The following is a 17769-nucleotide window of genomic DNA, read 5'->3' as shown; positions in this document are numbered from 1 at the left end:
ACCTTTTTAATGTTTTGACTCAACTATTCTACCTACACTCTTCTAGACATAAAAAACGTGGTTTATTGTATTAGATAACAGATAAACTAGAGGTATTGGTTGGATCAATAACAAGATATTTAAGGATCAGAGCTTGAAAAAAAGCTCTTTCAGCAAAAAGAATACTGTCAGTCCTACTGCTTATTAGGTTCTTCCCAATCAGTTCATGAAATATATCTTAATTTAATATGTTTAGAAGCTCTGTACAGCGACGACTTCACGGCAGCTTCGCTCTTGTTTAAAATTTTAGCTGTTTCTTTTATGGAGTATCCTTGGACTAGGCGCAATTCGAGTACAGTCCTTTGCTCGTCATTACTTACCATCAAAAGAATTCGCTCGACTTCCTCTTGAATTACAAAATCGAGGGTATCCCAGTGATAATCAAATAGTTCTCTATGTGAAGAGTATTCTCTCATCTTTTTTCGTTTTCTTAATACATCTATAGCAAGATTTTTGGCATTACTTTTCCTTCCTGTTTCGATTGCTTTTCAACAAATACTGCACCCTCAACAATACCTATTTACGTTTCATGAACATTTTTCAATAAAATTATTCGTATCTCAATGCATCTATCGGCTTCAATCTCGCTGCTTTATAAGCTGGGTATACCCCAAATAAGATGCCTATACCTGCAGAGCTAAGAAACGAATATATGATCGGCGAGACCGTGAATTCAATGGTCATACGAGTTGTTGCTTCAATTATTTTAGACGCTCCTATGCCAGCAGCAACCCCAAGTATACCTCCCATTAGACCGAAAATGACTGCTTCGAACAGGAATTGAATCATAATATCTCTAGGCTTGGCGCCAATCGCTTTGCGAATACCGATTTCTCTTGTACGCTCTATAACGGAGACCATCATAATATTCATAATTCCGATTCCCCCTACCACGAGCGATATTGCGGCTACACCTCCCAGCAATTTGCTCATGATATCATCTACACCCAAAGCTGCACCTGCTGCTTCGGACAGACTCATAGTTTGAAATTGATCCGGTTCTGAGGGTTTTAGCTGATGCGTCACACGCAAGCTCCCCAATATATCTGAACGAGCTTGATCCATCATAGCTGGTGACTTGGCGGAGACATCCAGGCTGGTGATATTTCTCTCACCCAGACGGTTCATCATGGTTGTAGCAGGGATGTAAATTTGATCATTTGTACTGCGGCTTAAATTCGTAACGGGCTGAGAATTCAATACTCCGATCACTTTGAAGGGGATCTGTTTAATTTGAAACGTTCGTCCCACCACGTTTTTGGTATCCCCACCAAAAAGACGTACAACCGCTTGGCTTTCCAGAATAGCAACATTCATACGTTTATCCAACTCATCGTTGGTAAATGTCCTGCCTTCAGCAAAGGAAAACTTTTTAACTTTATAAAATGAAGCGGATGTTCCTATAATAGTTGCATTATAGTTATATCGACCCCATACAACTTTTGAATTGCTCGAAATACTGGGCATTAATGCCGCAATCGAACTCTTTTGTTCCATTGCCTTGATATCAGCCCACGTAAAGGAGGGCAAGTTGTCCCCATTGACTTCTTCCTCGGTCATTGGCATGGCTGGTGCAACCATAACCACATTATTCCCTAGACTATTTATTTCCTCCTTAATGCTGGCTTTAGAACCGTTTCCGATTGCCATAATGGCAATAACCGCTGCCACCCCAATAATAATACCGAGTATCGTTAAAAATGAACGCATCTTGTTGGTGGTTAAGCTATTCATTGATACACGGATCGTTTCCATCACATTCATAGGCTTACCATCCTTGATGAAATTCGTCTATTCGTAATTTGCTCATCCCGCTCAATATTACCATCCCGAAAACTAATCAATCGTTTGGCATATTCAGCTATTTCCAGCTCATGAGTAACCAGAACTATAGTTTTTCCCAGCTCATTCAACCCTTGAAACAGTTCCATAATCTCAATACTCGTTTTCGTGTCCAGTGCGCCCGTCGGCTCATCCGCCAGCAGAATGACCGGATTATTCACCAATGCTCGGGCAATGGAGACACGCTGCTGCTGACCACCAGAAAGCTCGTTAGGCTTGTTATACATCCGTTCGGCAAGGCCAACGCTTCGTAGCGCCTCCACGGCTCGTTCCCGGCGTTCCTTGGCAGGTATACCTGCATACATCATAGGTAGCTCTACATTGGCTAATGCTGTAGTTCGGGGAAGTAAATAAAATTTTTGAAACACAAAACCTAGTTTCTGATTTCTAATCTCCGAAAGTTCGTTCTCACGAGCATCCAATATGGAATACCCATCCAGGTAGTATTTTCCGGTATCCGGATGATCCAGGCAACCAATGACATTCATCATGGTAGACTTGCCCGAACCAGAGGGTCCCATGATAGCAACAAACTCACCTTCGCTAATGGATAAATTCACGCTGCGCAGAGCCTGAATCTCCTGACCGCCTACTTCATACATCTTTTTCAGTTCTTTAATTTCGATCACCGTTTTATTGGATTGAGTTTCGCTCATTGTGCCTGCCCCCCTCCACTGCCATTCGGATCAGCACTGCTGTTCTGAGGAGGAATAACAATAGTTTCGCCTTCCTTGACACCAGACTTGATTTCGGCCTGATCCGCTGTATAGACGCCTAGTTTTACCGGTCTAAATCCATAATCAGCAGGATGTGCCGCGTTCTTCGCCACATATACTCCATCTACACCACCTTCAGATCTCAATGCAAACAATGGCACAGACAGCGCGTCTTTGTGTTCAGCTAACAGAAGGGATACATCCATGTTCATCCCCGGTTGCAGCCTTATTTTTTGGCTATCCAAAGACAATTCAACTTTGTATGTAGTCACATTGGATTCCACAACTGGCTCTGGAGAAACAAAAAGAACTTCTCCTTTGAATTGCTTGTCCGGAAATGAATTGGTATGCATTGTAGCCTGAAGTCCGGTCTTCAATTTGGCGATATCACTTTCGTTAACCTTGGCACTAACCTTCATGACCCCTGTATTGGAGTTATTCATTATGATAAAAGGTGCAGTAGGACTGGTGCCCACATCGCCGTTGACCTTCAAAACAATCCCATCCCACGGCGCCGTAACCTGTAATTTATTCAGAACACTTTTCTTTTGCTCCAATTCTGTTTCGGCCTGCTGTAAAGAAGCCTGTGCAGATTGAATGTTGGAAGCTTCAGGCGGGGACTGTGCTGCCTTTAATTGAATTAAAGCGGTTTTATAACCCATTTCAGCATCTTCAATAGCCTGGTTTTGTCTGATCTGTGCCTTCTTGTATTGAAGCTCGGCATTACTCATATCCAATTTTGCCTTATCCAAGCTTTGCTTGGCCGTCGCCAGGTCACTTTCTGCGGCCGCATCATTCTGAACTAGATAAGTCTGGTCATCATAATCCTTCTGGGCTTTATCCAAGGTCACCTTGGCAACCTCTTTTTGTGCAGCGGCTTCCTCTAACTCCATCCCGTCCTTGGCTGTTTTAATCGCCATCTGTGTCTTTAGGACATTTGCCTTCTGGAGCTCAATATCAATTTGCTTTGGTCCACGCTTGGCTTCCTCTAGCTTGGCCCTTGCAATCGCAACATTGGACTGGGCATCTTTAATTTGTAATTTGGCATCTGAATCATCTAAACGAGCTAAAACCTGGCCCGCCTTAACACTATCTCCTGCTTTGACATTGACCGCAATGAGCTTGGCACCCTCGACATTTGTAAAATTAATATTCACTTCCTTGGAAGCCTGAACGGTCCCAGTCACGGCAAGCGATTCGGTTATATTGGTTTTTTTCACCTGAACAATCTGATTCGCAGGACCCTCCACGGGCTTTTCCTGCCCCCTATTCATATAAACAGTACCACCGATTCCCACTATAATGATCAAGGCCAGAATACCTATGATCACTTTTAATCTTCTTTTTTTTCTTAATATTTGCAATGCATCTTTTTTTACTGTTTCCGGCAATGTCATATCCCCTTAAATATAATTTTTTAAATCCTATACACTCCATGGTTTGTTTAAAGCATGTTGTAACTGTGTCATTTGAACAATCAATTCATCCATATTCCGTTCTATTTGCTTCACTTTTAACTGATTAGTAGCGACCTCCGTACCTGTGGCAAATCCCCGTTCCTTTTTTTTACGAGAAATGTTTAATACTTTATTAGCGTTCTGCAGATTACTTTGCAGTTGTTCGTATTGCTCATCATTTTGCTGTAAATTAAAGTACATACTCTTCAATGTTTCTGCCAATTGGTCTTTGGTATTTTCCAGTCCACCTTGTGCTGAATCTACATCGATCTGTTTAATTTCATAATCATCATTCCCTGAGTTCCACGTGTAATATTTAACTTCCATCTTTGCCAGCTTGACAGCCTCCTCCTGTCTCCATACCGAAGGACTCGCCGAAATGGCACGTGTCACAAGCGTATCCAAATTCGTGCTATCCATTTTTCGGTAAACAGGTCGATCCACCAGTTCATAGACCGTACCTTGCGGTTGCCCCATTTGGGTATTTAGTGAATCCATCGCTTTTTGCAACGCAGCTTTTGCAATCTCTATATTTTTTTGTGCTTCTATACGAGTCTGAATAATGCTGCTTTGATCACTTGGAGAAATTTTTCCACGGTTGGCTTTTGCCTCAGCAGCTTTTTCCTCCAATAATGCAAGCGAAAGTACATCCTCACTGCTCTTCACCTTGTTATCAGCCAGAAGTACCTCATAATAGTTCTTCATTGTAGTGTAGTCTGTCTGATCTTGGGCAAGCTCGATTTGCTTCTTGGATTCCAGATAAGAAACCGTCGATGAGGCATACCCCTTCCATGCTGAACTACTGGCCGCATCCTCTTCTCCATTACCTGTACCTGCGGGAATGAAGTCCAGATTCTTACCTGCATTTTTCAAGTTAATCCGATTGCGATCTATCGTTTGCTGGGCCTCCTTCAAGCTAAAGCTATTGGATCGCGCCCATTGCTGGGCTTGACTCAATGTTAGTTTCACACTTGCATTGGAAGCCAATTGCTGCCCCTCTGCTTGAACAAAGGACCCTGAAAAAGAACTGGTTGATAAGGCCAACAGCAATAAAATGAACATACGTTTTTTCATAGAACCCCCTCTTTCTATTTTTAAATAATTGTACAAACACATTCTTATATGAATTATCTATTGTTCTCTTTTGAGCAACTACAAATGAATCATAGACACGTGCAGATTGCTTTCTGCTTTGGCTAAAAGTATTTCGGGATGAAACGATCTAGCAATGTAATCATATGTCAGGGTTTTCTCATAAAATGAGATATGAATGAGCGTCTCTCTTTACTCAGCAGAAACATGACGCTCGCCTCCTTTCAGAGTCAGGCGATTTCTATGTCCCCGTAGGTATGATAAGGCTATGCCCGCCGATCGGTACAACAGCTCTCCGGCTAGGATACCGCCAACGACATCCGCTAGTACATGCTGCTTGACCAGCAAAGTGGACGCTATAATGACAATAGACATCGCGGTGACTGCCCAGCGAATCGTTCTTCCGAATACCCTTGCTCCACGAAGCATCAGGTAGCTGGTTAGCACATGAATGCTCGGGAAACAGTTAAACGGCTGGTCATGGCTGTACACCAACCAGACCAAACGGTTGATGACGCCTGTCTGGGCTAGATTGTCTGGACGGTGAACAGCCGTTTGGAAAAGGGCATAGACGATATAAGAAAGGATCAGCCCTCCACAGAGCGCAAGTAGCGTCCGGTAATAAGCTGTTCTGTCCTTGAACGCAAGTCCGATCAGTACAGATGCAATGAACGGGTACCAAAGAACATAAGGAATAATAAAGGACGGAACGAATGGCGTTAGGCGATCTAGATCCGTTACGAGGCTATAGACGTGTTCGGTAGGATGGTTAAGTATACCGTAGAAAATATACAATAACGGAACCACTGTAAGCCATAGAAGAGACAGCCAAGTTGAAAGGAAGGTTTGTTTTGTAGGGTGAGTCACGTTATCATCTCCTGATTAGGTTCATCTATAGCAATGAACCCATCATAATGATAAACTCTGAAGAACTTTAGAGGATTTTTCTAAAGAATTTCTTAACATTAGTTGGTAAGGGGTATTCCCTCTCGCATCTTATTTATAGGGAATCTTATCAACAATTTACGTAATAAAAAGCCTCGCCAACTTTTTTGTTGGCAAGGCTTTTTGGGTTCTTCAATCAGATCAGCTTTCTGATTTTCATGCACTTCTTGCAGACTTCGAGTCTGAATAGTGTACATATCTTCAGATTTTCTTTAGATATATCCTCGTAAAATCCTTAGATTTTTTCGTTACTATTTTTATATTGATATAAATAACAAAACGAGGAGATATGGCAATATGTTTTGGATTATTCCTTCCAGTTGTTCGGTATATCATCCCTTTATTTGTTGGGTACCCAAAAGGGAGAAATTAAATAATGGGGGAAAAACAGTTGAATATCAGTGAATGTCTACTTTTTTTGCAAGGTTTTCTCACAAATCCACAACGAGTAGGAAGTGTTATACCTAGCTCCCGATTTCTAGCAGCTAAAATCGTTGAGTCTATACCATGGAATGAGGTAAAGGCAGTCGCAGAACTCGGGTCAGGTACAGGTGCTATTACACGTTTCATGAAGCCACAGTTAACCGGATCAACAAGAGTGCTATTGTTCGAAAGGGATAAGAAAATGAGAGCTACTCTGAAGACAAAATACCCGGATTTCGCGTGTCATTCAAACGCTTGCCAATTAATCAAAAAATTGAATCAAGATGACATCGGCCAGCTTGATTGTATTATTAGCGGATTGCCATTTTTTAATTTTACGAGTGAAATGCGAGAAACCTTACTTAGTCAGATTATTAAGGCACTAAAACCAGAAGGGATTTTTGTCGCTTATCAGTACTCACTTCAAATGAAAAAAAAATTTGCCGAAGATTTAATCATCGAAAAAATCGAGTTCGTACCTTTCAATTTCCCTCCAGCTTTTGTATATACCTGTCGCAAAAGGGGAGGCAATAATTGGTATTAATAAACTTTTCGTAGCAATCATTGGGTTTGTCTTAATTATAGAATTTTAGTAGCCGTAATCATAAAAAGTAGGAAAGGGGCATCATGTAATGGATACAATACTTGTTGTAGGTGACGATACAGAGATTCGAGATGTCATTCACGTTTATTTGCGCAATGAAGGATACTTTGTCATAGAAGTTGCAAATGGTCTGGAAGCGTTAGATTTAATAAGATCAATCTCTTTCGAACTGGTCATCTTAGATATTAAGATGCCACAAATGGATGGCATTAATGCTTGTATTAAAATAAGGGAAATATCGAGCACCCCCATTATCATGCTATCAGGGGAGGAAGAAGATATTGGTAAAATTTCGGGTCTTACTCCCGGTGCGGACGATTACATGATAAAACCCTTTAATCCGTTAGAATTACTCGCTCGAGTAAAAGCTCATTTGCAGCGACAATCATTAATAGGAAAAGAAGAATTTAATTCTGTTATATTCATCAAAGATCTTGTGATCGATAAGAGTAAACATTCCGTTACATTGAAAGAAAATAACATTTCGCTGACCCCTCTTGAGTTTTCAATTCTAGAGTTGCTTGCAAGCCACCCTGGGCAAGTATTTAGCTTTGATAAGATTTACGAAAGCGTGTGGAAAGATCCTATTGGGTATTCCGATAATACCGTGATGGTCCATATTCGTAATTTACGAGAGAAATTAGAGGAGTTCCCCAGAGATCCTCAGTATATTAAAACGATTTGGGGAGTTGGTTATAAAATTGACTGAACATGTGCAAAAACCAAAACGAAAAAAAAGGATGATTCAGGTCAATATTTTAATCAGAATGATGCTAAGTCTCATTATCGCCACAACCATAAATAACATGCTCATTTTACTTTTACTGGATATTGGCCATGGCATGGAATCCGAGTGGCTCCTCAATTTCATTCCGTATATTTTCCCCCCCCTGTTTATGGTTAACTTTATTATTACTTTCCTAGCTTTAACTCGACGAATCGTAAGAGACTTAATTTCGTTGGAGCAGGGGCTTCAAATTATATCCGAGGGTAATTTAAGCTATCGAGTGCCTGTCATGCGAAATGATGAGCTTGGGAGGGTTGCGTTTAATATCAACTTGATGGCGGAACGTCTACAACAGCAGATCGAAAAGGAACGTGAACTAGAAATCTCCAAGTTGGAAATGATAACAGGCATATCACACGACTTGCGTACGCCACTTACAAGCATTATTGGCTATATAGAACTCTTAAGAACAAATTCATTTCAAAATAAAGATGAATATACGCGATTTGTTCAAAACACTTATAACAAAGCTATTCATTTAAAAAAATTGCTCGATGATTTGTTTGAATATACCCGACTTACTTCGGTCGATACCCGCCTGGACCTAAATAAGATCGATGTATTCCAGCTTCTAGATCAATTAATTTTTGAATTTGAACCGATCGCTCAAGAGAACGGTATCCATATTATTAAAGACTTAGGTAACTCTCCTATTATAACCGTTATTGACAGTAAAAAAATTGCCAGAGCAATCGATAATCTACTCATGAATGCCCTTAAGTACTCTGTAAAGCCAGGAACCGTTCGTATTTTAATGAAGTTGGATAATAAGCAAATTAGTATTGAGATCGAAAATAAAGGGAATCCCCTCACACAAGAGCAAGAAAATAAACTCTTCAATCGTTTTTATAAAGTAGACCATTCAAGAAGTAGTGAAGGCATTCAAACGGGAGCAGGTCTGGGCCTTTCTATTGCTAGAAACATTATTGAGTTGCATGGAGGAACCTTAACGCTCATTCATATAAATAACATATTTAAATTTACTCTTACTTTGCCTTTCGAAGGAGTTCTGACCCGTTCCATTGGATCAGAAAAAGGCCACTCCGGCAACCTTGATGTATAAGTTGAAAAACTTAAGCCCCGAACAATACTTTGTCCCGGGCTTAAGTTTTGATTTTTAGTATCCAAATTAAACTTACTCTGTTTTTTAAGTATAATCTTCGAGAGTGCTGACAGATAATGTGTTTATGTAAAACAAAAAAGCCGCGCTTTTCACGGCCGTACCATAATTAATGCTCATATATTTAGCCTGTTCATTATGCAGCTCTTTTCTCATCTACTCTCTGAAAACAATACCCCGTATATAATGCTTCAATGATAAATTCATTTAATGCCTCCAACATGTATGCAGGTGCATCCCTGTCTGCTCCAAACGTTTGCCCGCTATCATGAAGAACGATAACAGCTCCACCCCTTAGCTTGGACAGCAGCCTTTGCTTAATTTTTTGCTTGCCGCCAGAGCTCTTCCAGTCACCTACAATAACAGACCAAAGAATCATGCGAAATTGCTTCATCAGAAAAAAATCAAATAGGTTAATGACTCCCCACGGGGGCCGATAATAGAAGGCTTTCTCTCCAATAATACGATTAATGACATTGGCCGTTTTGTTTACCTGCTCGCGAACCCTCTTAGGACTCATTAAAGCATTTGACCAATGTACATAATTATGGATTCCGACAAGATGTCCTTCATTGTGCATCCGTTGGATTAAATCGGGATATTTCTCTGCTTTGCGACCAAGGACAAAAAAGGTACCCTTTATATTATATTTCTTTAATAAATCAAGCAAAAGAGGCGTAAATTCTGGGTCCGGACCGTCATCAAAAGTTAACGCAATGGGCTGCTCGCCCGTTCCCCTTTTATAAACTCCGATTCCAAATAGTCGGATTATAAGGGTCGGGATAATCGTGTATACGAGTAATGCACTAATGAGAATTATGAATGTCTGCTTCATGATCCTGCTCCTTTTTAACAGTAATAAATCCATGCTTGCCTTTTTTCTAGGAGCATATCTTTATTTCACTGGATCTATTATTCATTGCAATAGTTCCAAAAATAACTTCTAATGAAGCAAACGCGGACTCTTTAGGATGGAACTGTTTAGTATTTTCTATCATATGTTGAAGAAGTTTTGCATCATCTAGTAATTCCGATAGGCGCTCGGTTAGATCCCCAGATGTCTCTGCATGAATGGCTACCCCAGAACGAACTAAAAATTTGGCATTATCCTGTTCTTGACCAGGGATTGGTTTACAAAGTAGCATCGGCAGTTCCATAGCAATCGCCTCAAAAGTCGTGACTCCTCCTGGTTTGGTAATCATAATATCAGATATAGCCATTAACTCATGAACATAGTTAATATAACCTGTTAAATAGATGCGATGTTTGGAAATTTTCAGACTCTCATTCAATTTCATTCGAAGTTTTTCATTATGCCCACAAACAATGATGAATTGTACAGGCTGTGACAATAGATCAAATTTCTGAATAGTAGAGCTTCCATCGCCAATCATGCCGCAACCTCCTCCCATCACAAGCACAGTAGGCATATGAGGATCTAAACCATACTTCTTAGCTGTTTTCTCTCTTTCTATGGACTGAGAAAATTGCGGGCGAATGGGAATTCCCGTATCTGCAATCCGAGTCTCTTCAACACCTAATTGAATTAAAGAATCACGTACACTTCTGGAACCCACAATATATTGATCTGTATATGGATAAATCCATGAACTATGATCCGTGTGATCGGTAATGATAGTAACAGTATGAATATCGATTGAACCATATGATTTCAACTTCGACATCACGCCTGCCGCCAAAGGGAAGGTGCATACTACAATAGCAGGCTGTATTTCATTAATCAATTTCATCATTCGTCCGATTCCTGTAGAAAAAACGGTCTTTATGATATAGGATAGGGTGTTTTGTCTCCGCGTTTTCTGATATAGATATCCATAAACTTGAGGGAATGTTTTTACGGCTTGGAGATAAACATTTCGACTCAAATGATTCATATAAGGATGGACCCATTCCATAAAATCAATAATGACAGGTTCCATATGAGGAAATCGAATTTGCATCGCATCTTGTATCGCTTGGGCTACTTGAATGTGACCATCTCCATAATTTCCGGTAAGAATCAACATTTTTTCTTTCGTTCCTTTTTTCATGGATCACAGCTCTCCTTTCAAAAAATCAAATCTCAGAAACGTTTAAGAATCACTTTCCTTTTATGTTAAGAGAAATCGGCATAAACTGAAGACACAGAAAGGATGCTTTCATATGCCAAAGAAACGATTCTTATTATTGATGATGAAATGAAATTCGGGAGTTGGTGGGGGTATATCTGACCTATGACGATTTATATTTTTAAATCAGCATTTCGCCTTATGTGAAAATCGTTTGAGCTGCTAGAATATATAGCAACAGTGAAATCATAACTTTGTTGTATTTCCTTTAAATCTATCAAAAGAGAACTTGCGAACCTTCGGGCAAATCGAAAATGTATTTAAACATGTGTCGGGTCAGTTTAAAAAAAGGGGAAAATAAAGGCTGGTCTAGCTTTAGAAAAAAATATCCCGCTTGTAATCGATTTACAAACAAATTGATACAAGTTATTACAATGGCGAAACTGAGATATGCAATAACAAGACTGAAAACTAACGCCAAAAAAATCTCAAAGCAAACATTTCTTTTGCCGTTTATCAGTTTCAATTTTCTACCCAACTCCCCAAACGGTTTTTATATATCGCGGCTCTCTTGGGAGATCATCTATTTTCTCGTGTAAATTCAGAATTTGAACTACTACCGTATTATCTAAATCTCCTAAAGGTTGATTCCACACATCACGCTTTGCTCCTTTTCCGACTTTTAAGAATCATGAATATGACAATTCCTATGATTAAGGCAAGTCCCACATATATACCGTAGTGATAAATCATTGTCCCGATTGTTTCCACATGACCACCTGCAAATTGGCCAACTACAAAAAAGACAGACGTCCAAACAAGCCCGGCTGTATAGGAATAAAGAATATAACGGCGAAATGACATTTTATTAATTCCGACTAAATAGGGAACAATATGCCTCACCACCGGAAAAAAGTAGCTAAAACTCAATGCAATATTTCCATATTTATTTAGAAGGTGTTCTGATGTTTGTATATGCTTCCCCAAATTTTTTTTATGGCGAAGTTTATCCAGCACCGGCGAACCGAAAAACCTGCCTAGAATATAACCAAGAGATAGCCCGGAGATAACTCCTAAATAAGTGATAATAAATGCTGGGAAATAATGGAGTAATCCTACTTTGCTAACGGCTCCGCCGGTCATAACGACAACCTCGTCCGGTATTGGCATTCCAACAATTCCGAGCCATAATGCAAAGAATAAAGCAGCATAACCAAACTGCGCAATCCAATGAATTAGTGTATCATAACTCACTTAAATCCCCTCCTTCTTACGGCATGTATAAACAAAAGCAGGAGGAAAATTGAGGGGCACAAAATCGATTTTATCAATAGCAGATCGATTTACTCGCAGTTCGATAAAGCGTGTGATAGCTCCTGTGCCAGAACCGAATTCTGCAATTGTGCTCACATCATCCCATGACACAGATTGAACCATTTTACTCGCCAGAAACCATGAACTGGGCAAAACACTTCCAACTCGCTTTGGATTTTTAATAAATCGTTGCAAGAACATTGCATACTGATTTGAAGTCAAATGACTCTCCCCCTTTCTTCTATTTTTTTCATTTGTTCACCAGCTTATGCAGTAAAGTTGGATAATTTCGACTTGAACCACTTGGTTGTGATAAAGGTGCCAACGGCTATCATTAGAGCAACCACGGCCAATTTAGAATCGATCAAATCTAGCAAAGCCAATATATAATGTCCAAGGAACTTGCCAAAGGTAAAGAACGTAGCGGTCCAAACAAACGCGCTGGAATACGAAATCAAAGCAAACTTCTTGTATGAGGTACCGTTTAGACCAACGAATACAGGCAAAATATACCGAATGACTGGTATGAAATGTCCAAGACACATTGCGATATCTCCGTGTTGTTCAAAAAATTTCTCTGCTTTCTGAAAGTGACGGTTGTTTTGAAACTTTAGTTTAAATTTTTCTCCAAAGATTCTGCCCGCAAAATAAGCAATTGTAATTGCTGTAAATAAGCCAGCGAGAATAACAATATATACAATCCACGGGTTTAAAGCTCCGTTGTTACTCAAAATTCCACCTGTTAGTATGGTTATTTCATTTGGAACCGGAACGCCGAATGGGCCTAGGCAGAAGGCTAAGAAAAAAAAGAGATATCCATAATGATCGACTAGCTGTAAGACGATATCACTAATCATGTTCTAACCTCCTCGTTAATGTCGATGAAAGTATATTATTATAAAAATCTTAGGAGCTTATAGGGATATTTCTAAAGAAATTCTGAAGTAATACAAAAACGCCTTTAATTCTCCCCTCCAAGCCATGGCTTGACATCTTAAACTGTTTTACGCCCAATGTAGGAAAGGTCTGATCAGCTTTTAACCAAGCTAATCAGACCTCAACTTTATCCTAACACTTTGGTAATTCTACTTCTTTAGCACTGATGGAAATTGAAAAAGAGAGAGTTCACTCTCCTATTCCCACTCGTACTAGTGAAAACATAGCTTCACATACAAGTAGAAGAAAATACACGATCTCATAAACATCCCCCTCCCAACATTATGAAGGGATACAAATTAGAGTCGCACTAGGTCTTTCTATAGCCATAAATATCATTGAGTTGCGTGGCGGAACAGTTTGCCCTTATAAAAAAGCCTTACCGACTTGGTTGGTAAGGCTTTTTGGGTTGGATGATATAGATTTTAAGCCTTCTATAGATGAATCTTTAGATTTTCTTTAGAAATATACTCATTAATTCCTTAGTTTTTTTCATTATGATTTCTGTATCGAAACAATAAAGAGGTGCAGAAATAGAGAGATTGGGCCATGTGCATCGGTATGTTCTTCCCAATCGTACGATATTTTCTCCCTATGTCTTCACTTCAATTTTCTCATTTTTAATCGTTCCGGTATCCATTCGTTTCGATAAAAGAAATAAATTTGTTAATTTTTGTGCCATATTCAGCATTGTTCCTGACAATAAAAACAGTAATGGAGGAAAATCAGTTGAAACTTAATGAATACCTTTTATTTTTGCAAAGCTTTATTCACAGCCCAAAAAATGTAGGCAGTGTTATACCAAGCTCTCGGTTTCTAGCGACCAAAATGGTTAAACAAGCCCCCTGGAACGAGATTAAGGCAGTCGCAGAACTCGGATCGGGTACAGGTGCCATCACCCGCTTTATCAACGCCCAGGTGAGTGAACCCACGAAAGTGTTATTGTTTGAGATGAATGAGACTATGAGGAATAATTTACAGACAGAATACCCAGACTTCTCCTGTCATCCGAACGCTGCTCAGTTAGTAGAAGCAATGAAGAAAGAGAACATTCATCAGCTGGATTGTATTTTTAGCGGACTACCTTTTTTTAATTTTGAGCGTGAATTGAGAGATACCTTGGTTGAACAGATCTATAAAGCACTCAAACCTGGAGGCTTGTTTATCGCCTTTCAATATTCGCTTCAAATGAAAAAGCAGCTTTCCGAAAAATTTATCATTGAAAAAATTGATTTAGTACCTTTCAATATCCCTCCCGCTTTCGTTTACGTCTGTCGCAAAAAGGAAACAATTTAAATGATGATGGCACTTTCATTCACTCCATTAAATGTTTTGCTTATGCGTATGTAGAAAAAGTGAAGACTTTACCTTATTATCAGGATAACTATACTAGTTGCGTAATTTCAGGTACCTTAAATACCTTTATTCTACCCAGTCAAAAAAGAAGGAGCAGTCAGTAATGAATACCATTCTTGTTGTGGATGATGATTCCGAGATTCGGGATGTCATTCATGTATATCTACGTAATGAAGGATACCATGTGATTGAAGCAGCCGATGGTGAAGAAGCCCTGGATGCCATAAAGACAACACCGATTCAACTGGTTATCTTGGATGTCATGATGCCACGAATGGATGGAATCAGAGCATGCCTTAAAATAAGGGAAATATCGAATACTCCGATTATCATGCTGTCAGCCAAGGAAGAAGATATTGATAAAATTAACGGACTGACTACCGGGGCCGATGACTACATGATCAAACCGTTCAATCCATTAGAATTGCTTGCTCGTGTAAAAGCACAGCTACGTCGTCAAACATTAATAGGAAAAGAAGAATTTAATTCCCTTATTCTTATTAAAGACCTGATCATCGATAAGAGTAAACATTCCGTAAAGTTAAAGGGCAACGAAATTTCGTTGACTCCTCTGGAGTTTGCTATTCTGGTCTTGCTTGCCAGCCATCCTGGGCAAGTTTTTAGTTCGGAGCACATTTACGAAAATGTATGGAAGGCGCCATATGGATTTTCTGATAATACCGTAATGGTTCATATTCGTAATTTACGAGAAAAATTAGAGCAGTTCCCAAGAGATCCTCAGTATATTAAAACGGTGTGGGGAGTTGGCTATAAAATTGAATGAACATGTACAAAAGTCAAAACGAAAAAAACGGATTCAAGTCAACATTTTAATCAGAATGGTGCTAAGTTTTATTATCGCCATTGCTATAAATGATATTCTCATTTTACTTTTCTTGAAAATTAGCAGTACTATGGAATGGCATTGGTTTCGCAATTTTTTTCCTTATCTTCTTACCCCCTTGTTTATGGTAACGTTTATTTTTACTTTTTTAGTTTTGACACGGCGAATCGTTAGAGACTTAATTACATTGGAGCAAGGGCTTCAGATTATTTCCGAAGGTAATTTAAAATATCGGGTGCCTGTTGTTCGGCAAGATGAACTTGGACGGGTTGCGCTCAACATCAATCGAATGACAGAACGTTTAGAGCAACAGATTGTAAAAGAACGTGAAATAGAGAAATCCAAGATGGATTTGATCACAGGTATTTCACATGACTTGCGCACGCCTCTGACAAGCATTATCGGCTATATCGAGCTTTTAAGAACAGACTCATATCAGGATAAAGATGAATATACGCGCTTTGTTCAAAACACCTATAACAAAGCGATTCATTTGAAGAAGTTGCTCGATGACTTGTTCGAATATACTCGGCTCACTTCAGTCGATACCCACTTAAATCTGAGAAGGATCAATTTATTTCAACTCTTGGATCAATTGCTGTTCGAGTTCGAACCCATTGCTCAAGAAAACGGTGTATATATCGTAAAAGATATCGGTGACTCCCCAGTGGTTACCTCCATTGATAGCGATAAAATTGCTAGAGCAATCGATAATCTCCTCATGAACGCCTTAAAGTATTCCTTGAAGCCGGGAGGCATTTGCATTCGACTGAAAACGAGTCCTGAGCAAATTACGATTGAGGTCGAAAATAAAGGAGCTCCCCTCACGCAAGATCAAGAGGAGAAGCTATTTGATCGTTTTTATAAGGTTGATCATTCAAGAAGTAGCGAAGGTATCCAAACTGGAGCAGGACTGGGTCTTTCCATCGCTAGGAATATTGTTGAGTTACATCAAGGCACCCTAACGCTCAATCATAGTCATAACGTATTTACATTCCAATTGAATTTACCTTTTGAAAACAACTCAAGTAGCTAACCGCAGTCCTTAAAGAATATTTATACAGTGGCGGATTATTATGATTTTACATCTTAATAAATCCATTTACAGCGACTCAGGATATTCCTATTTCATAACCATTTCCTCAATATACTGAATGTCGCATATAACGTGCTTAAATGATCAATTTTCTTTTTCAAAGAATTATCTCTAATAATCTGTCCATCTTTAGTCCATTGTCCATATATTTGAACTAACCGCCCTGTAGTTCGTGAGAGTTCAAGAAGAAGTGCTGTCTTCAGATGCTCTTTTTGAACTAAAGTTAGGTTATTATCCATTTTTATTTTATTAAATTCTTCTATCAAATCTCTTACTAGTTCATTATTCACTTCTTTCAATGAAGCCATTGTCTTCTCCAAGAGCTTCACGTTTCCTTTTTATCTCTTGATACCCTGGAACTAAACATACTTCGGTTTGGACATCTTTGTACTCTAATTCAGCAGATTTATAGATTGATTTTCCGCAAATAGTTAAAAAGTAGCTCAATTTATCTAAGTTTGGTTTCGCTAAATTCTTTTTCCCATTAAGTTGACCCTTGTGAACATAGTCCTTAAGCGAATCAATTATATCCACCATTAAACCGATAAACTCTTCCTTCTGATCTTCCTTAAAATTTTTTAACTCTCTCAATTAAATTGTCATAATAAACTGACAATAGGCTCTCGTTCGAGATATTTGAGACAAGTGTATTTATAAGTAACGAAAGATGTGATACGCAACAATTAGCAATAATAAGAATTTATAACAGTTTGAACTCTTCTGTCATCTAGTGAATTAAAACTATCTATTATTGGTTTAATATTAGTAGGTAATGGAACAAAGTAATCACCCCCTTCATCATATTCTTCGTAATCGAGTTCAGTTCCGTTAACGTCTTCTTTTCTAATTGTTGATTCTTCCTCTTCAATGTTATAAACCAGTTTACCAATTGCAGGTACAGGTATTATATCCTCTTCGTCTGTAATCGTTCTAACTTTATAAATTCCATTATCGTGCTTTATTACTTTTATTTGTTGTTCTAAGGCTTCCAAGGTATCTAGTGTCACGAGAGCCGCACAGTCTTCGTGCCATCATACGATATTAAAAAACCTAATGAGGTGAGCCTATTGTTCGTTCAATTAACCGTGAGTGAGATAATGATCTGAAAACAAAAAAACTGCACAAAAAA

The 17769-nt window shown here is 39.0% G+C and carries 20 protein-coding genes and 1 pseudogene; 6 read left to right on the top strand and 15 right to left on the bottom strand.

From position 1 onward, the window contains the following. Nucleotides 1-203: 203 nt before the first annotated feature. The 6 genes from MKX30_RS25285 to MKX30_RS25260 all read right to left on the bottom strand — a co-directional run bounded on the left by MKX30_RS25285 (nucleotide 204) and on the right by MKX30_RS25260 (nucleotide 6013). Nucleotides 204-455 (bottom strand): RNA polymerase sigma factor, encoded by a 252-nt coding sequence (locus MKX30_RS25285; protein ID WP_226887837.1) that lies wholly within the window; start codon nucleotides 453-455, stop codon nucleotides 204-206. Nucleotides 456-588: 133 nt separating this feature from the next. Next, nucleotides 589-1803 carry an ABC transporter permease gene (locus MKX30_RS25280; protein WP_341063816.1) on the bottom strand — a complete coding sequence of 405 codons (1215 nt, stop codon included), beginning with the start codon at nucleotides 1801-1803 and terminating at the stop codon, nucleotides 589-591. Beyond that, on the bottom strand, nucleotides 1800-2537 hold the full coding sequence (locus MKX30_RS25275; protein WP_341063815.1) for an ABC transporter ATP-binding protein: 738 nt from the start codon (nucleotides 2535-2537) through the stop codon (nucleotides 1800-1802). Before MKX30_RS25275 ends, MKX30_RS25280 begins: the two co-directional genes overlap by 4 nt. Continuing rightward, complete coding sequence (locus tag MKX30_RS25270; RefSeq protein ID WP_341063814.1) at nucleotides 2534-3988, bottom strand: efflux RND transporter periplasmic adaptor subunit; 1455 nt, start codon at nucleotides 3986-3988, stop codon at nucleotides 2534-2536. The genes MKX30_RS25275 and MKX30_RS25270 overlap by 4 nt, the downstream gene beginning before the upstream one ends. A gap of 33 nt (nucleotides 3989-4021) precedes the next feature. After that, on the bottom strand, nucleotides 4022-5128 hold the full coding sequence (locus MKX30_RS25265; protein ID WP_341063813.1) for a TolC family protein: 1107 nt from the start codon (nucleotides 5126-5128) through the stop codon (nucleotides 4022-4024). A 210-nt stretch (nucleotides 5129-5338) separates the two neighbouring features. Then, nucleotides 5339-6013 (bottom strand): phosphatase PAP2 family protein, encoded by a 675-nt coding sequence (locus tag MKX30_RS25260; protein WP_028541750.1) that lies wholly within the window; start codon nucleotides 6011-6013, stop codon nucleotides 5339-5341. 454 nt (nucleotides 6014-6467) lie between these two features. Here MKX30_RS25260 and MKX30_RS25255 point away from each other — a divergent pair, with 454 nt between their 5' ends. The 3 genes from MKX30_RS25255 to MKX30_RS25245 all read left to right on the top strand — a co-directional run bounded on the left by MKX30_RS25255 (nucleotide 6468) and on the right by MKX30_RS25245 (nucleotide 8968). After that, nucleotides 6468-7058, top strand: coding sequence for a class I SAM-dependent methyltransferase (locus MKX30_RS25255; RefSeq protein WP_341063811.1), 591 nt, complete (start codon nucleotides 6468-6470; stop codon nucleotides 7056-7058). An 88-nt stretch (nucleotides 7059-7146) separates the two neighbouring features. Beyond that, nucleotides 7147-7827, top strand: coding sequence for a response regulator transcription factor (locus MKX30_RS25250; RefSeq protein ID WP_053326157.1), 681 nt, complete (start codon nucleotides 7147-7149; stop codon nucleotides 7825-7827). Further along, complete coding sequence (locus MKX30_RS25245; protein ID WP_341063808.1) at nucleotides 7820-8968, top strand: sensor histidine kinase; 1149 nt, start codon at nucleotides 7820-7822, stop codon at nucleotides 8966-8968. The genes MKX30_RS25250 and MKX30_RS25245 overlap by 8 nt, the downstream gene beginning before the upstream one ends. A 193-nt stretch (nucleotides 8969-9161) precedes the next feature. On the opposite strand, the gene MKX30_RS25240 is transcribed toward MKX30_RS25245, so the two are convergent. The 6 genes and pseudogenes from MKX30_RS25240 to MKX30_RS25215 form a co-directional block, all read right to left on the bottom strand. After that, nucleotides 9162-9860, bottom strand: a complete 699-nt coding sequence (locus MKX30_RS25240; protein WP_023990451.1) for a polysaccharide deacetylase family protein — start codon at nucleotides 9858-9860, stop codon at nucleotides 9162-9164. Between the two features lie 46 nt (nucleotides 9861-9906). Further along, nucleotides 9907-11076: an MGDG synthase family glycosyltransferase gene (locus MKX30_RS25235; RefSeq protein ID WP_023990452.1), complete on the bottom strand. Its 1170-nt coding sequence runs from the start codon at nucleotides 11074-11076 to the stop codon at nucleotides 9907-9909. Between the two features lie 548 nt (nucleotides 11077-11624). Then, nucleotides 11625-11750, bottom strand: a pseudogene (locus MKX30_RS25230) (winged helix-turn-helix domain-containing protein); the annotation flags it as partial. Nucleotide 11751: 1 nt separating this feature from the next. Beyond that, entirely contained in the window at nucleotides 11752-12348 is a 597-nt protein-coding gene (locus MKX30_RS25225) for a DedA family protein (RefSeq protein WP_068938306.1), read from the bottom strand. After that, on the bottom strand, nucleotides 12349-12630 hold the full coding sequence (locus MKX30_RS25220) for a hypothetical protein (RefSeq protein ID WP_053326162.1): 282 nt from the start codon (nucleotides 12628-12630) through the stop codon (nucleotides 12349-12351). It lies immediately after the preceding gene. Between the two features lie 44 nt (nucleotides 12631-12674). Next, on the bottom strand, nucleotides 12675-13265 hold the full coding sequence (locus MKX30_RS25215; RefSeq protein WP_339200980.1) for a DedA family protein: 591 nt from the start codon (nucleotides 13263-13265) through the stop codon (nucleotides 12675-12677). An 808-nt stretch (nucleotides 13266-14073) separates the two neighbouring features. Between MKX30_RS25215 and MKX30_RS25210 the strand changes: the two genes are divergently transcribed. The 3 genes from MKX30_RS25210 to MKX30_RS25200 all read left to right on the top strand — a co-directional run bounded on the left by MKX30_RS25210 (nucleotide 14074) and on the right by MKX30_RS25200 (nucleotide 16580). After that, on the top strand, nucleotides 14074-14640 hold the full coding sequence (locus MKX30_RS25210) for a class I SAM-dependent methyltransferase (protein WP_081365978.1): 567 nt from the start codon (nucleotides 14074-14076) through the stop codon (nucleotides 14638-14640). Between the two features lie 163 nt (nucleotides 14641-14803). Further along, nucleotides 14804-15484, top strand: a complete 681-nt coding sequence (locus MKX30_RS25205; protein ID WP_023990458.1) for a response regulator transcription factor — start codon at nucleotides 14804-14806, stop codon at nucleotides 15482-15484. After that, on the top strand, nucleotides 15477-16580 hold the full coding sequence (locus tag MKX30_RS25200) for a sensor histidine kinase (protein ID WP_341063806.1): 1104 nt from the start codon (nucleotides 15477-15479) through the stop codon (nucleotides 16578-16580). Before MKX30_RS25205 ends, MKX30_RS25200 begins: the two co-directional genes overlap by 8 nt. 92 nt (nucleotides 16581-16672) lie before the next feature. Here MKX30_RS25200 and MKX30_RS25195 read toward each other — a convergent pair whose 3' ends face one another. The 3 genes from MKX30_RS25195 to MKX30_RS25185 form a co-directional block, all read right to left on the bottom strand. After that, on the bottom strand, nucleotides 16673-16948 hold the full coding sequence (locus MKX30_RS25195; protein ID WP_023990460.1) for a hypothetical protein: 276 nt from the start codon (nucleotides 16946-16948) through the stop codon (nucleotides 16673-16675). Next, entirely contained in the window at nucleotides 16923-17231 is a 309-nt protein-coding gene (locus tag MKX30_RS25190) for a hypothetical protein (RefSeq protein WP_341056758.1), read from the bottom strand. Before MKX30_RS25190 ends, MKX30_RS25195 begins: the two co-directional genes overlap by 26 nt. A 92-nt stretch (nucleotides 17232-17323) precedes the next feature. Then, on the bottom strand, nucleotides 17324-17647 hold the full coding sequence (locus tag MKX30_RS25185; protein WP_341056759.1) for a hypothetical protein: 324 nt from the start codon (nucleotides 17645-17647) through the stop codon (nucleotides 17324-17326). Nucleotides 17648-17769 lie beyond the last annotated feature (122 nt).

The sequence above is a fragment of the Paenibacillus sp. FSL P2-0173 genome, from assembly GCF_038008045.1.
Lineage (GTDB): Bacteria > Bacillota > Bacilli > Paenibacillales > Paenibacillaceae > Paenibacillus > Paenibacillus polymyxa_B.
This window is presented reverse-complemented; position numbering and strand designations above follow the sequence as displayed.

Bases quoted from the DNA above. Each gene is read 5' to 3' on its own strand.
- MKX30_RS25250 (WP_053326157.1), top strand. From the start codon at position 7,147: ATGGATACAATACTTGTTGTAGGTGACGATACAGAGATTCGAGATGTC.
- MKX30_RS25215 (WP_339200980.1), bottom strand. From the start codon at position 13,265: ATGATTAGTGATATCGTCTTACAGCTAGTCGATCATTATGGATATCTC.
- MKX30_RS25255 (WP_341063811.1), top strand. From the start codon at position 6,468: ATGGGGGAAAAACAGTTGAATATCAGTGAATGTCTACTTTTTTTGCAA.
- MKX30_RS25205 (WP_023990458.1), top strand. From the start codon at position 14,804: ATGAATACCATTCTTGTTGTGGATGATGATTCCGAGATTCGGGATGTC.
- MKX30_RS25195 (WP_023990460.1), bottom strand. From the start codon at position 16,948: ATGGCTTCATTGAAAGAAGTGAATAATGAACTAGTAAGAGATTTGATA.
- MKX30_RS25235 (WP_023990452.1), bottom strand. From the start codon at position 11,076: ATGAAAAAAGGAACGAAAGAAAAAATGTTGATTCTTACCGGAAATTAT.
- MKX30_RS25280 (WP_341063816.1), bottom strand. From the start codon at position 1,803: ATGAATGTGATGGAAACGATCCGTGTATCAATGAATAGCTTAACCACC.
- MKX30_RS25275 (WP_341063815.1), bottom strand. From the start codon at position 2,537: ATGAGCGAAACTCAATCCAATAAAACGGTGATCGAAATTAAAGAACTG.
- MKX30_RS25240 (WP_023990451.1), bottom strand. From the start codon at position 9,860: ATGAAGCAGACATTCATAATTCTCATTAGTGCATTACTCGTATACACG.
- MKX30_RS25265 (WP_341063813.1), bottom strand. From the start codon at position 5,128: ATGAAAAAACGTATGTTCATTTTATTGCTGTTGGCCTTATCAACCAGT.
- MKX30_RS25285 (WP_226887837.1), bottom strand. From the start codon at position 455: ATGAGAGAATACTCTTCACATAGAGAACTATTTGATTATCACTGGGAT.